Here is a 13,437-nt window from a genome sequence, read left to right as displayed (position 1 = left end):
CGCCCGGTGGACAGGCGCCACGCGCGCTCCGTCCACCGGGCGGGCCGGGTACGCCGGGCCCCGCCCCCTCCCGCGGGGCCCGGCGACGTGCAAGGGGGGCGGCTCAGCCGCTCAGCTCGTCGAAGCGGCGGACGAGCGCCGCGCGGCCGGTCTCGGTGAGATCGCCGTGCAGCCGCATCCGGGCCAGGCCGCCGTCGGGGAAGACGTCCAGCCGTACGTGCGTGGCGGTGACCCGGCGCGGCAGCGCGAAGCGGTGCGGGGTGTCGGGCTGCAGCGCGGTACGCGGCACGATCTCGAACCAGGCCGACTCGTCCGCCGGGTCGGCCGACTCCGCGTCGCAGCCGTGGAGCGCGGCCCAGCCCGCGGAGTTGCCCTTGAGGTAGGCGGTGTCGATCTCCACCGCGCGGATCTCGCCCTGCGCGGCGAGCCGGAAGCGCACCCAGTCGTTGGTGCCCTTGACCCGGCGGCGGCGGTTCTCCCAGCCGTCGTCCATCTTGCGGGACAGGTCGGGCTGGATGATCTGGGTGGGCGAGGAGTAGAAGCGGTCGGAGGCGTCCTCGACGGTGCCGCCGTGCATCACGGAAGCCAGGTCGAGGGTGCCGAGCACGTCCAGCCACTCCGGGTCGGGTATGACCTCGCCATGGACCCGGAGGCGGGCGATGCCGCCGTCGGGGTGCTGCTTGAGGCGAAGGTGGGTGAAGCGGCGCTCCACGGTGACCTCGAAGCCGTTGGCGGCGTGGCCGCGTACCGGCGTGCGCGGGACCAGCTCCTCCCACTTCACGTCGTCGGCGAGCAGGTCCGCGGGGCTCGGGCTGCCGGGCAGCGCGGTCGCCTCGACGGTGACCTGCTGGGGGTAGTTGCCGCGGAAGTGCGCGGTGTCGACGATGATCCCGCGGATCACACCGGGGGCGGCCAGGCGGATCAGCGCCCAGTCGTGCTCGTCGTCGGTCGGGAAGGGGTGCGCGCCGTCGGCGCCGCGCCGGCGCCGGGTCTCCCAGCCGTCCATGATCTTGCCCTTGTGGCCGAAGTGCTCGGGGTCGAAGACCGCCGGGCCGGACTTCAGCAGGTTCTCGCGCTCGGCGAAGAACTCGTCGTTCGCGGCGATCACACCGGCGCCGAAGCGGCGGTCGGCGAGGTCGACGAGCGAGGTGAAGGGGAAGTCCCCGCCGCGGTAGTCGGCGTAGGGGTCTCCGCCACCGTACGGGTCGGCGTCGTTGGCGTGCGGATCAGTGGTGGCGGCCGGGGTGGTGGTCATCGTCGCCCTTCGACGGGTCGGGTGGTGCGGACGGGACCACCGTCGCAGCCGACCACCTCACAGGTCCATCGAATGTTCTTGGACGTTGTGTTCAGTCCAGCTGAAAGGTCGGGGACTCAGGCGGACTGCGGGGTGCCGTCGCCGCGCTCCTGGGCGGCCGCCGCCTGCCGCAGCGCGGCCAGTACCCGGGACAGTCCCGGCGCCGCTTCGGAGCCGCGCCGGACGGCCGCCACCACATGGCGGCGCGGCTGGTCGGCGTGCAGCACCCGCAGCACGACACCGGCGCCGCCGCGCCCGCGGCCCGGCGCACCGGCCCCCGCCATCGCCATGCGGGGCACCAGCGCCACCCCCATCCCGGCCGCGACCATCGCCCAGATCGCGTTCCAGTCGGCGGCGGCATGCGCCTGCTCGGGCACGAAACCGGCGTTCTCGCAGGCGGTGGTGGTGATCTGCGACCAGGGGCCGCTGCTGCCGAAGATCCAGGGCTCGCCCGCCAGGTCGGCCAGCCGCAGCCCGGGCTCGGCGGCCAGCGGGTGTCCGGCCGGCAGCGCCACGTCCAAGGGGTCGGCGAGCAATGAGACCCGGCTGAACTTGGGGTCGCGCGGCGTGGGGGCGTGCGCCGCCAGCGACAGCGCCAGGTCGACGCTGCCCTCCGCCAGCAGCTCGTACGCCGCCTCCGCCTCCGCCTCCCGTACGGAGACCGCCAGACCCGGATGCGTACGGCGCAGCTCCTGCACGGCGGGGACCACCAGCGCGGGCACGGCGGTGGAGAACGCGCCGACGCGCACCTGCCCCGCCTCGCCCTGGAGGTAGCCGAGCAGCTCCGCGTCCGCGCGCTCCAACTGGGCGAAGACCGCCTCGGCGTGCCGCAGCACCAGCTGCGCGGCGTCGGTCAGCCGCACCCGCCGGCCGTGGGCCTCCAGGAGCGTGACCCCCAGGGCCTTGGCCAGCCCGGTCAGCTGCTGGGAGACCGCCGAGGGCGTCATGTGCAGCGCCTCGGCGGTCGCGGTGACCGTGCCCAGCTCCTGGAGGGTGCGCAGGATGCGCAGCTTCTTGATGTCCCAGTCGGCCATGCGGGCAGCGTACGCAGTCAGCGCCGGCTCCCGGCGCCGAGCGCGACGCCCACGACGATCAGGGCGGTGCAGACCAGCTGCACGGCACCGACGGCCTCGCCGAGCACCGCGTGCGACAGCAGCGCGACGCAGACCGGCTGGAGGTAGTAGACGACGCCCGCCCGGGCGGCGCCGACCAGGGCGATCGCCTTGTTCCAGGTGAAGTAGGCGACGGCGGACGAGCAGATCCCGATGTACAGCAGCGGCCCGACGGTGCCGGCGGTGGGCGTGAAGCCGCCCTCGGCGGCGAGGCTGACGCCGTACGCGGGGAGCAGCATCGCGGCACCCAGCGCGAAGGTCATGAAGAGGAACGCGACCCCGCCGATGCCCTCGGGGCGGCGGCGCAGCAGGGCGCTGTAGCCGGCGAAGGTGGCCGCCGCGGCGAGCATCCACAGGTCGCCGGCGGCCAGGTCGAGGTGCAGCACGGCGGTGGGGGAACCGTTGCCGAGCAGGGTGACGACCCCGGCGAGCGCCAGCGCCATCCCGGCCGTCCGGCGTCCGCCGAGCGGCTCGCCGCCCCGGTCGAACAGGGCGATCAGCACCGGGGAGGCGGCCGCGATCATGGCCATGTTGGTGGCCGAGGTGCTCCGTCCCGCCTGGTAGATGAGGGTGTTGAAGAGCGCCACGCCCAGCAGCGCGGCCAGCGCGAGGAAGCCGAGGTGCCGGCGGATGACCGGCCACTGCCGGCGGACCTGCGGGAGGGCGAGCGGGGCGACGGCGAGCAGCGCGATGATCCAGCGCCAGAAGGCGGTCTGGACGGGCGGGACGGTGTCGTGCAGGGCGCGGGCGATGACGAAGTTGCCGGACCAGACGACGGTCGCGGTCAGGGCGAGCAGCAGCCCGACCCCCTGTGCGGACGGGGTACGGGGGGCGTGGGTGCGGGCCCTCTCCAGGACTGCCACGGTTTCCTCTCGCTCGGCGGTGGGGAGTCTCCACCGTGGCAGTCCACGACTCATCAGGTCCATCGAATAATTTCGATGGAATCGTTCAGCTGAACTGAATGATGTGCGTTACTTGCGGGCCGCGCGGCGGGCGAGGATCGCCGCCTGCCGCTCGTCGAACTTGCGCGCCTGGTCGTCCAGTCCGTTCATGAAGAGCCCCAGCTCCTCCTGGGCGGCCAGCCCGGCCGGCCCCAGACCGCCGATCTCCAGCACCTTCAGGTGCCGCAGCACCGGCTGGAGCACGTCGTCGTGGTGGATGCGCAGGTTGTAGATGCCGCCGACGGCCATCCGCGCGGCGGCCCGCTCGAAGCCGGGCATGCCGTGGCCGGGCATCCGGAAGCCGGTGACCACGTCGCGCACCGCGACCATGGTCTGGTCGGGGGCCAGCTCGAAGGCCGCGGCGAGGAGGTTGCGGTAGAAGAGCATGTGGAGGTTCTCGTCGGCCGCGATCCGGGCCAGCATCCGGTCGCAGACCGGGTCGCCGGAGTGGTGGCCGGTGTTGCGGTGCGAGATCCGGGTGGCCAGCTCCTGGAAGGCGACGTACGCCACCGAGTGCAGCATGCTGTGGGAGTTGTCGGCCTCGAAGCCCTCCGACATGTGGGCCATGCGGAACCGCTCCAGCTCGTCGGGGTCGACGGCCCGGCTGGTGAGCAGGTAGTCCCGCATCACGATGCCGTGCCGGCCCTCCTCCGCGGTCCAGCGGTGCACCCAGGTGCCCCAGGCGCCGTCGCGCCCGAAGAGGGTGGCGATCTCGTGGTGGTAGCTGGGGAGGTTGTCCTCGGTGAGGAGGTTGACCACCAGGGCGACCCGGCCGATGTCGCTGACCTTGGACTGCTCGGGGGCCCACTCCTCGCCGCCCTCCAGCACCCCGGGGAAGTTACGGCCGTCGCTCCACGGCACGTACTGGTGGGGCATCCACTCCTTGGCGACCTTCTCGTGCCGGTTGAGCTCCTTCTCGACGACCTCTTCGAGCGCGTAGAGCAGCTGGGCGTCGCTCCAGGCGGCCTGGCCGTGCTCTCCGTTATGGCGGGCGGGGGCGATGGTCACGGGGGAACTCCTGGGGGGACGATGACCTACGGGGTCGTAGGTTTGACCTACGGCCCCGTAGGTTACGTCATCGTAGGTTAGGAACGGTTAAACCCTCCCCCGGCTCAAAACGGCCGAAAATCGCGCGATAGCCACCTCGCAACCCGTTTTTCACCTGCGGAAATAGCCGGGTATGACAAAGGGCGCCACACGGTCTTGTAACCGTGGGGCGCCCTTGCGGCGTCACCGGAGTCCGGTGCGGACCGGCGTCCCGGCGGGGACCCGGCCCGTGGACTCAGCCCTGGGACTTGGTCTGCTTGCGGGACTTGTCGCTCAGCACGACGAGCCCGGCGATGACCAGGAAGAGCACGATGGGGGCGGCGACGTAGAGGCCGAGCGTCTGGATCACGCTCAGGCCCGGACCCGGGTCGTCACCATCGTCGCGGGTGAGCGCAAACGCGGGGGACGACATCAGCAGCATCAGCGCGGTGCCGGCGGTGATGGTTCCGGCGCGCAGGACATTCTTATTGACCTTGTTGCTCACGAAGTCAACGTATCGGACGCCCCGCCGCCCCGCGCGCCCGGGGTGGCGCAACGGTCGCCTCAGCCCCCCGCGCCCCGGCTGCGGTGCAGCGTGACCGGCGTCAGATACGTCCGGCCGCGCGCCTCCCGGACGGTGACCCGCACCGCGTCCGCGGTCACCGGGGCGGGCAGCGCGAGGATCCGCCGGTGCCCGATGGTGGTGCCGCGCGCGAGCGTCGTCCACGTCCCACCGGTCCGCGCCGCCACCTCGAAGCGCTCGACCCGCTGCCCGTGGCGGATGTCCTCGCCGAGCCCGATCCGGTCGAAGGTCCACGGCCCGGGGCCGGCCTTCCGCAGGTCCGTGCCGTACATGGCGCGTACGGCCGTGCCGAAGGCGGTGAGCGAGGCGACGTCCTCGGCGGCGATCCGGCCGTCCCTGGCGGGCGGGACGTTCAGCAGCAGCGAGGCGTTGCGGCCCACGCTCTTCTCGTACAGGTCCGTCAGTTGCGCCGGTGTCCTGGGCCGCTCGCCGGGGTGGTGGAACCAGCCGGGGCGCAGCGAGACATCGGCCTCGGCGGGGTACCACTGGAGGTACCTGGTGGTGGGCGCGAGGAGCTTGGCGCGGGAGCCGATGTCGGGGTCGGTGGAGTCGTTGGGCAGGCCGCCGGCCGGCACCGTCCAGGGGTCCCGCGCGGACGGGGTGACGCTCCACTCCGTCTCGCGGGCGGTGCCGTTCTCGTTGCCGACCCAGCGGGCGCCCTGCGGTCCGGCGAAGACCACGGTGTCCGGGGAGAGCCGGTGGATCAGCCGGAACCACTCGGCGACGTCGTACTCCTGGGTGATGCCGGAGTCCGACCAGGGGTTCGCGCCGTCCAGCCACAGCTCGTCGAGCGGGCCGTACCGGGTGAACAGCTCGTAGACCTGGTTGAGGTAGTAGGCGTCGTAGTCGTCCGCCCGGACGTGGAAGGTCGGCAGCCGGCCGCTGCGGACCGCGGCGGCGCGGTCGTCGCCGGGGACGAGGGTGGGGACGGTGCGCTCGGTGACCTTGCTGCCGTTGCCGAACCGGCCCAGGCCGCGCGGGGCGTGGTCGCCGTCCTCCAGGGCGACCCGTTCGGGCAGGCTGAGCGGCCGGCCCTCCTGCTGCTTCTTGCGGATCTCCGCGACCCAGCGGGCGTGCCAGGCGTGCGGGAGCTCGGCGCCGTCGGACGGCGAGAGGTAGACGCCGACCTTCAACCCGGCCCGGCGGGCGGCCCGGACGTACGCGCCGACGACATCGGGCCGGCTGGGGGCGGCCGCGACCGAGTGCGGGGTGTAGCGGCTCGGATAGAGCACGAACCCGTCGTGGTGCTTGGCGGTGAGCATCACCTGCTCGGCACCGGCCGCCTTGTAGGCCCGCATCCACTGGTCGACGTCGATGCGGGACGGCGCGAACAGCTTCTCGTCCTCGGCGCCCGAGCCCCACTCCCGGTTCGTGAAGGTGTTCATGCCGTAGTGCGTGAAGGCGGTGACCTCCCGCTGCTGCCAGGCGAGTTGGCCCTTGGTGGGGACGGTGTGCGCGGCCTTGGCGATGACGCGTTCCGGGGTGTCGCAGGGCTCGACCGTCATCTGGGACGCGGGGCGCACCGGGCCCGTGCAGGGGCCGGCGGCCGGGGACGACCGGGCCAGGGAGCTCTGGGCGGGGACGAGCGCGGCGGCCGCGGTGAGCGCGAGCGCGCACAGGGCCCGCCGGGTGCTGCGGAGTGCCATGGTTCCCTCCACCTCGCCGAACCATGACGAGCGCAGGACAGCCCGCTCGAATGGTCGGATGTCTGGATGGCGTCCAGGGCATGGTGCCGGACGGCGCGGCATACCGGAAGGGCGCCGGCGGGGACCGGAGCGAAGGCCAGCTCAGCGGCTCTGGTCGCCCAATTCCCGCATCAGTGCGTGCAATCGGGGCGAGGCGGCCAGCTCTTCGAGGGTCTGCGGGCGCCCGTCCGGCCCGGCGATCGGAAGCCGCCAGTTGGGGTATTCATCCCATGTCCCGGGGAGGTTCTGCGGGCGACGGTCCCCCACGGCGTCGGGCAACCAGACGCCGACCATCCGCGCCGGGGTCCGCAGCAGAAAACGGTGCACCGCTCTGACCGCCGCCTCCTCGTCGCCCGGGCCCTCCGGCAGCAGCCCGCGCCGCGTCAACTCCCCCAGCCATTCGGCGAGTTCGCACCGGGCGCGGGACCGTTCACGTTCAGCCGGCCCGGCGAGCAGCCCGAGCCGGGCCCGCAACGCGACGTCCTCGCCGGTCAGCCGGGCGGCGGTGGAGGGCAGGTCGTGGGTGGTGACGGTGGCCAGACAGTCGCCGCGCCACTCCTCCGGGGCGAGAATCCGGGCCTGCGCGGGAGCTTCCCGGCCGTCCGCCGCGGCCGCGGCCCCGGGAACGTCACCGGCCGGGTCCGCCCCGTCCCCCGCGGCCCCCGGTCCGCCGCCGTAGTCCCGCTCGAACCACAGCACCGAGGTGCCCAGCACGCCCCGCTCCGCGAGCGCCTCGCGCACCCCCGGCTCCACGGTGCCCAGGTCCTCGCCGATGACCGCGGCGCCGGCCCGGTCCGCCTCCAGGGCGAGCACCGAGAGCATCGCCTCGCCGTCGTAGCGGACGTAGGCGCCCTCCGTCGGCGGCCGGCCCTCCGGGACCCACCACAGCCGGAACAGGCCCATCACATGGTCGATGCGCAGTGCGCCGGCGTGCCGCAGCAGCCCGCGCAGCAGCTCCCGGTACGGGGTGTAGCCCGCGGCGGCCAGCGCGTCCGGGCGCCAGGGCGGCAGGCCCCAGTCCTGGCCGCGGGCGTTGAAGGCGTCGGGCGGGGCGCCGATGGACATGCCGGCGGCGAAGGCGTCCTGCTGGGCCCAGGTGTCGGCACCGGAGGGGTGGACGCCGACGGCCAGGTCGTGGACCAGCCCGACGGCCATCCCGGCGTCCCGGGCGGCGCGCTGCGCGGCGGCCAGCTGCTGGTCGGTGAACCAGGCGAGCCGGCAGTGGAAGTCGATCCGGTCGCTCAGCCGCGGCCGCAGCCGGGCGGTGTCCGCGGACCGCGGGGAGCGCAGCCCGGCGGGCCAGCGGCGCCAGTCCGGGCCGTGCCGTTCGGCGATCGCGTACCAGGTGGCGTGGTCCTCCAGGGCCTGGCCCTGCTCGGCGAGGAAGTCGCAGTACGCGGCCCGCCGGCCCGGGCTGAGCGGGACCGCGACGAGCAGCTCCAGGGCCTCGCGCTTCAGCGCCCACACGGCGTCCCGGTCGATCAGCGCGCCCGCTTCGAGCACCTCGCCGCGCAGCGCACGGGCCCGGGCGGCCAGCTCGTCGGCCCGTAAGCGGTCGGCGCCGGCCAGCTGGACGTACTCCGGGATCTGCTCGATGCGCAGGTGGACCGGGTCGGGGAAGCGGCGCGAGGAGGGGCGGTAGGGGGACGGGTCGGTCGGCGGGCCGGGGACGGCCGCGTGCAGCGGGTTGAGCTGGACGAAGCCGGTGCCCAGGGCGCGCCCGGACCAAGCGGCGAGGTCGGCGAGGTCCCCGAGGTCGCCCATGCCCCAGGACTGCCGGGACAGCAGGGAGTAGAGCTGCACCAGGAAGCCGTGGCTGCGGCCGGGCGGTGCGGGCACCCGGTCGGGGGCGACGATCAGCGGGGCGCGGGCGGACCGCCCGTCGGGGGCCTTGGCGTGCAGGACGTGCACGCCGGGCGGCAGCAGCCGCGCGAGCGCCGCGGCGGCGGGCGCCGCGGGGCCCTGGAGGACCTGCTCGTCGGCCTCCCCGTCCTCGGTCTCCACCCGCAGGGCGGTGCCCTCGGGGAGCTCCGGGAGGTCGGGGGGCCGGCCCGGGCGGGCGACGACGGTGCGCGGCAGCAGGGCCCGGGCAGGGCCGTCCTCGTACGCGGCCAGTGCGGTGCGGACGGCGTGCGGGGTCGAGGCGTCGACGCCCAGGGCGGCGAGCACGGCGACGACGGTGTCGTCGGCGATCTGGACACGTGTGCCCGGTGCGGGATCGTACGACGTCGCGATGCCGTGCAACCGGGCAAGCCGCGCGCGGCCCATCGGCCCTCAGACCTCCATGGACTCCGTGCCCAGGCCGGCGGCTGTCGGCTCGCTGGTCAGCGGCAGCTCGGCGGCGATCGGGACCTCGCTGGTCAGCGGGGCGGCGTCGGCGAGCGGGGGCTCGCTGGTCAGGGGCGGCTCGACGAAGCTGAAGGACCCGGAGCCGTCCAGGCCGGAATCGGGGTCGGAGACCCCGTCGTACGGATTGCGCTCCACCGTCGTACCTCCCGGTTTGGAGGACAGAGCGTCGAGGAGAAGCTGAGCGGATGCGGCCACGAGGGCCTCCCGTTCATCGGTGATGGGACACGTGGGCCCTACCCACTCGACACGATCGCAGACTTAACTGCTCACGAAACGTGACTCAGGTCACATTATCCCGCACGCGGGCGATTTCACTGCACGGAGCGCCGGAAGGCGCGAAGAACGCGGCGCGGGCGGGCCTCGCGACGGAAGTTCTGCGGCCCGGCGGCTCCCGCGCACGCCCCCGGAGTACCGGCCGGAACCCGCCCATACGGGGCCCACCGAGGCCCCCGGTATCGCCCGGTTGACACCCTCACCGCCACAATGGTGGGCTCACCGCCGAAGGTCTGTCCGAACGGACATCGGCGGGAAACCGGGGAATCAGGGGACATCGGGGTGCCGGCGGGAAACCGGCGGGCAGCTGGACGGGGAACGAGGAGCAGCCGTGCGAGGCCGGGGCGTGTGGGGCGTCGGAAGAATCGGTAGGAGCGGCAGGGCGGTCGGGGCGGGCGCCCGTGCGCGGGTGGCGGGGACCACCGCGCTGGCCGCCGCGGTCATCGGGAGCCTGCTGGGCGGAGTGCCCAGCGCCCAGGCGGCACCCGCCGACCCTGCCGTCGGCGGCCCCGGCAGGCCGGACGGCACCGACCGGTCGGCCGACGCGGGCCGGGTGCCCGCCGTCTGGCCGCGCCCCCAGTCACTGCAGGAACTCGGCGGCGCCGTCCCGCTGCGCCGGGAGGCCGTCCTGGTGGCGGCCCCGGACACCGACCCCTACGCGCTCGACGTACTGCGCGGACTGCTGCGCGACGCCGGCGTGCGCACCGTCCGGGAGCCGGCTTCCGGCGACCGGCTGCCCGCCGGCGGCCCGGTGTTCCTCGTCGGCGGCACCCGGGCCGAGGACGCGCTGCGCGCGCTGCGCGCACCGGCCCGCGGGGACCTGCCGTCCGGCGGCTACCGGCTGGCCGTGGGCCGGCTCGCCGGCCGGGACACCGTCGCCCTGGCCGGCGTGGGCCCGGACGGCCTCTTCCACGCCGCGCAGACCCTGCGGCAACTGGTCACCGACGGGACCGGCCAGGACGAACCCTCCCGCAGCCAGGACGACCGTGGCGGCGACGGGAGAAGGGCGGGCCGCCAGCTGCCGTCGGTGACCGTACGGGACTGGCCCGGCACGGCGGTGCGCGGCACCGCCGAGGGCTTCTACGGGCAGCCGTGGAGCCGGGCGCAGCGGCTCGCCCAGCTGGACTTCATGGGCCGCACCAAGCAGAACCGCTATCTGTACGCACCGGGCGACGACCCCTACCGCCAGGCGCGGTGGCGGGACCCCTACCCGGCCGCGCAGCGCGCCGACTTCCGGGCGCTGGCCGAGCGGGCCCGCGCCAACCACGTCACCCTGGGCTGGGCCGTGGCACCCGGGCAGAGCCTGTGCTTCTCGTCCGAGGAGGACCTGCGGGCGCTGCGACGCAAGGTGGACGCCATGTGGGCGCTGGGGGTGCGCTCCTTCCAGCTCCAGTTCCAGGACGTCAGCTACGACGAGTGGCACTGCGACGACGACAAGGACGCCTTCGGCACCGGCCCGCGGGCCGCGGCCCGGGCGCAGGCACGGATCGCCAACGCGCTCGCCGACCACCTGCGGACGCGGCACCCGGACGCCGGGCCGCTGTCGCTGATGCCGACGGAGTACTACCAGGACGGCGCCACGGCATACCGCAGCGCGCTCGCCGAGGCGCTCGGCGAGCGGGTCGAGGTGGCCTGGACCGGCGTCGGGGTGGTCCCGCGGACCATCACCGGCACCGAACTGTCCACCGCCCGCCAGGCGTTCGGCCACCCGCTGGTCACCATGGACAACTACCCCGTCAACGACTACGCCCAGGACCGGATCTTCCTCGGCCCCTACCGCGGCCGCGAACCGGCCGTCGCCACCGGCTCGGCGGCGCTGCTCGCCAACGCCATGGAGCAGCCGCTCGCGTCCCGTATCCCGCTGTTCACCGCCGCCGACTACGCGTGGAACCCGCGCGACTACCGCCCGGCGGAATCCTGGCAGGCGGCCGTCGACGACCTGGCGGGCGGCGACCCCCGGGCCCGCACGGCGCTGCGCGCACTCGCCGGCAACACCTCGTCCTCGCTGCTCAACCGCCGCGAATCGGGCTATCTGCAGCCGCTGGTCGAGCGCTTCTGGCAGACCCGCGAGACGGCCGTCAACAGCGGCCGCCCCGGCAAGGACGAGGACTTCGCCGCGGCCGCCAAGGCGCTGCGCGCCGCCTTCCGCGCCATGAGCGCAGCCCCGGACGACCTCACCTCCGACCTGGCCGCCGAAATCCAGCCCTGGGCCGCGCAGTTGGCGCGCTACGGCAGCGCCGGCGAGCAGGCCGTGGACACCCTGACGGCGCAGGCCCAGGGCGACGGGGACGCCGCCTGGGCCGCCCAGCGCGCGGTGCAGCGGCTGCACAAGGAGATCGGCCGGAGCCCGGCGACGGTCGGGAAGGGCGTGCTGGCGCCCTTCCTGGAGCGCGCGATGACCGAGGCGGACGCCTGGACCGGGGCCCGCGGGGCGACGCCCCGGCCCGTGGGGGGAGCCGGTGCGGCCTCCCTCACCGTCCCCTTCGAGCGGACCCGGCCGCTGACCGCGGTGACCGCGCTGACCGACCCGGGCCCGTCCGCGGGCGCCGTCTCCCTGGAGGCGCACGTCCCCGGCGAGGGCTGGCGGCGCCTCGACACGCTCTCACCGACCGGCTGGACCGAGGCGGAAACACCCCGGCTGAGCGCCGACGCGGTCCGCCTGACCTGGGCGCACGGCGCGGACGCCCCGTCCGTCCACGCCCTCACCCCGTGGTTCGGGGACACCCCCGCGGCCGGTCTGGAACTCTCCCGCAAGGCGACGGACGCGCAGCCGGGCGGCAGCGCGACGGTCGACGCCCGGCTCTACTCCCGCCGCCCCCACGACGTCCGCGAAAAGCTGACGGTCAAGGCCCCCAAGGGCTTCACCGTGCACGCGCCGAAGGAGGTCACCGCCCCCCGGGGCGGCACCGCCACGGTCCGCGTCACGGTCGACGTCCCCGAGGACGCCGCGTCCGGCACGTACGAGATCCCGGTGTCCTTCGGCGGCGAGCAGCAGACGCTGACCGTGCGCACCTATCCGGGCACCGGCGGCAAGGACCTGGCGCACGGCACCGTGGCCACCTCCTCCGGTGACGAGACCCCCGACTTCCCGGCCTCCGCGGCCACCGACGGCAACCCGAGGACCCGCTGGTCCTCCCCCGCCGACGACCACGCCTGGCTCCAGTTCGCGCTGGCCCACCCGACCCACCTCGGCCGGGTCGTGCTGACCTGGCAGGACGCCTACGCGGCCGCTTACCGCATCCAGGTCTCGCCGGACGGCCACAGCTGGCGCACGGCCGCCACGGTGCAGGACGGCAAGGGCGGCCGCGAAGCGGTCAGGATGGACGCCGAGGACGTGCGCTTCGTCCGCGTACAGGGCGACAAGCGGGCCACCCGGTTCGGCTACTCACTGTGGTCGGTGGAGGCGTACGCGGTCACCGGCGGCGACCGGCCGACGGCGGACTGAGCGCCGCCGGTCACGCACCGCCACGAAGGCGGAACCGTGGGCCGCGACGACAGGGGCCCGACGGCACGCGGCCGTCGGGCCCCTCCCGTACGCCCTCCGGCATACGAAAGCCCGGACTACGCCGATACGGCGTCGATCCGGGCCAAGGCGTCATCCGCGCCGTACGGCTGCAAATACGGCAGCCAGCGCGGGTCGCGATGCCCCGTGCCGATGATCCGCCACGCCAGCCCTGACGGCGGGGCGGGTTGATGACGCAGCCGCCAGCCGATCTCGGCGACATGGCGGTCGGCCTTGACGTGGTTGCAGCGCCGGCAGGCGGCGACGACGTTCTCCCAGGTGTGCTGACCTCCGCGGCTGCGCGGGATGACGTGGTCGACGCTGGTTGCGACGCCACCGCAGTACATACAGCGCCCGCCGTCACGCGCGAACAGCGCACGGCGGGTCAGGGGGACGGGGCCACGAAAGGGCACCCGCACGAACCGCTTCAAGCGGACCACGCTCGGAGCAGGGACTACTCGGGTCGCGCTGTGCATCAGGGCGCCGGATTCCTCAAGGCTGACGGCCTTCTCATTGAGGACGAGGATGAGCGCGCGGCGGAGCGGTACGACGCCGAGCGGCTCGTACGACGCGTTGAGGACCAGGACATGCGGCACGGGTGCCTCCTTGTACGCCGGCGGCGCGTGGCTCGCGCCGGGACGATCTCTCACAGTGTCCCCCGGTGCCTGGTCG

The 13,437-nt window shown here is 74.4% G+C and carries 10 protein-coding genes; 1 reads left to right on the top strand and 9 read right to left on the bottom strand.

Going from position 1 to position 13,437, the window contains the following annotated elements:
- Nucleotides 1-103: 103 nt before the first annotated feature.
- The 8 genes from alc to SL103_RS05845 all read right to left on the bottom strand — a co-directional run bounded on the left by alc (nt 104) and on the right by SL103_RS05845 (nt 9,185).
- The gene (gene alc, locus SL103_RS05880; RefSeq protein ID WP_069567702.1) at nt 104-1,255 is read right to left on the bottom strand and encodes an allantoicase; all 1,152 of its coding nucleotides are present in this window, start codon (nt 1,253-1,255) and stop codon (nt 104-106) included.
- Nucleotides 1,256-1,371: 116 nt separating this feature from the next.
- Complete coding sequence (locus SL103_RS05875) at nt 1,372-2,328, bottom strand: LysR family transcriptional regulator (RefSeq protein ID WP_069567701.1); 957 nt, start codon at nt 2,326-2,328, stop codon at nt 1,372-1,374.
- Between the two features lie 17 nt (nt 2,329-2,345).
- Nucleotides 2,346-3,323: a DMT family transporter gene (locus SL103_RS05870; RefSeq protein ID WP_079146188.1), complete on the bottom strand. Its 978-nt coding sequence runs from the start codon at nt 3,321-3,323 to the stop codon at nt 2,346-2,348.
- A gap of 54 nt (nt 3,324-3,377) precedes the next feature.
- Nucleotides 3,378-4,355, bottom strand: coding sequence for an acyl-ACP desaturase (locus SL103_RS05865; protein ID WP_069567699.1), 978 nt, complete (start codon nt 4,353-4,355; stop codon nt 3,378-3,380).
- 274 nt (nt 4,356-4,629) lie between these two features.
- The gene (locus tag SL103_RS05860; protein WP_069567698.1) at nt 4,630-4,878 is read right to left on the bottom strand and encodes a hypothetical protein; all 249 of its coding nucleotides are present in this window, start codon (nt 4,876-4,878) and stop codon (nt 4,630-4,632) included.
- Nucleotides 4,879-4,937: 59 nt separating this feature from the next.
- Nucleotides 4,938-6,602, bottom strand: coding sequence for an alpha-L-fucosidase (locus tag SL103_RS05855; RefSeq protein ID WP_069567697.1), 1,665 nt, complete (start codon nt 6,600-6,602; stop codon nt 4,938-4,940).
- A gap of 141 nt (nt 6,603-6,743) precedes the next feature.
- Complete coding sequence (gene malQ / locus SL103_RS05850) at nt 6,744-8,909, bottom strand: 4-alpha-glucanotransferase (protein ID WP_069567696.1); 2,166 nt, start codon at nt 8,907-8,909, stop codon at nt 6,744-6,746.
- A gap of 6 nt (nt 8,910-8,915) precedes the next feature.
- Nucleotides 8,916-9,185, bottom strand: a complete 270-nt coding sequence (locus tag SL103_RS05845) for a hypothetical protein (protein WP_069567695.1) — start codon at nt 9,183-9,185, stop codon at nt 8,916-8,918.
- A gap of 487 nt (nt 9,186-9,672) precedes the next feature.
- Here SL103_RS05845 and SL103_RS05840 point away from each other — a divergent pair, with 487 nt between their 5' ends.
- A complete protein-coding gene (locus SL103_RS05840) occupies nt 9,673-12,708 on the top strand; it encodes a beta-N-acetylglucosaminidase domain-containing protein (protein WP_069567694.1) in 3,036 nt (1,011 codons plus the stop codon).
- 116 nt (nt 12,709-12,824) lie between these two features.
- Here the strand turns inward: SL103_RS05840 and SL103_RS05835 are convergent, their stop codons facing one another.
- Entirely contained in the window at nt 12,825-13,361 is a 537-nt protein-coding gene (locus SL103_RS05835) for an HNH endonuclease (RefSeq protein WP_018538909.1), read from the bottom strand.
- Nucleotides 13,362-13,437 lie beyond the last annotated feature (76 nt).

The sequence above is a fragment of the Streptomyces lydicus genome, from assembly GCF_001729485.1.
GTDB classification, from domain to species: Bacteria; Actinomycetota; Actinomycetes; order Streptomycetales; family Streptomycetaceae; genus Streptomyces; species Streptomyces lydicus_D.
The sequence above is the reverse complement of the archived record's forward strand: the minus strand, read 5'-3'. Positions and strand labels throughout refer to the sequence as shown.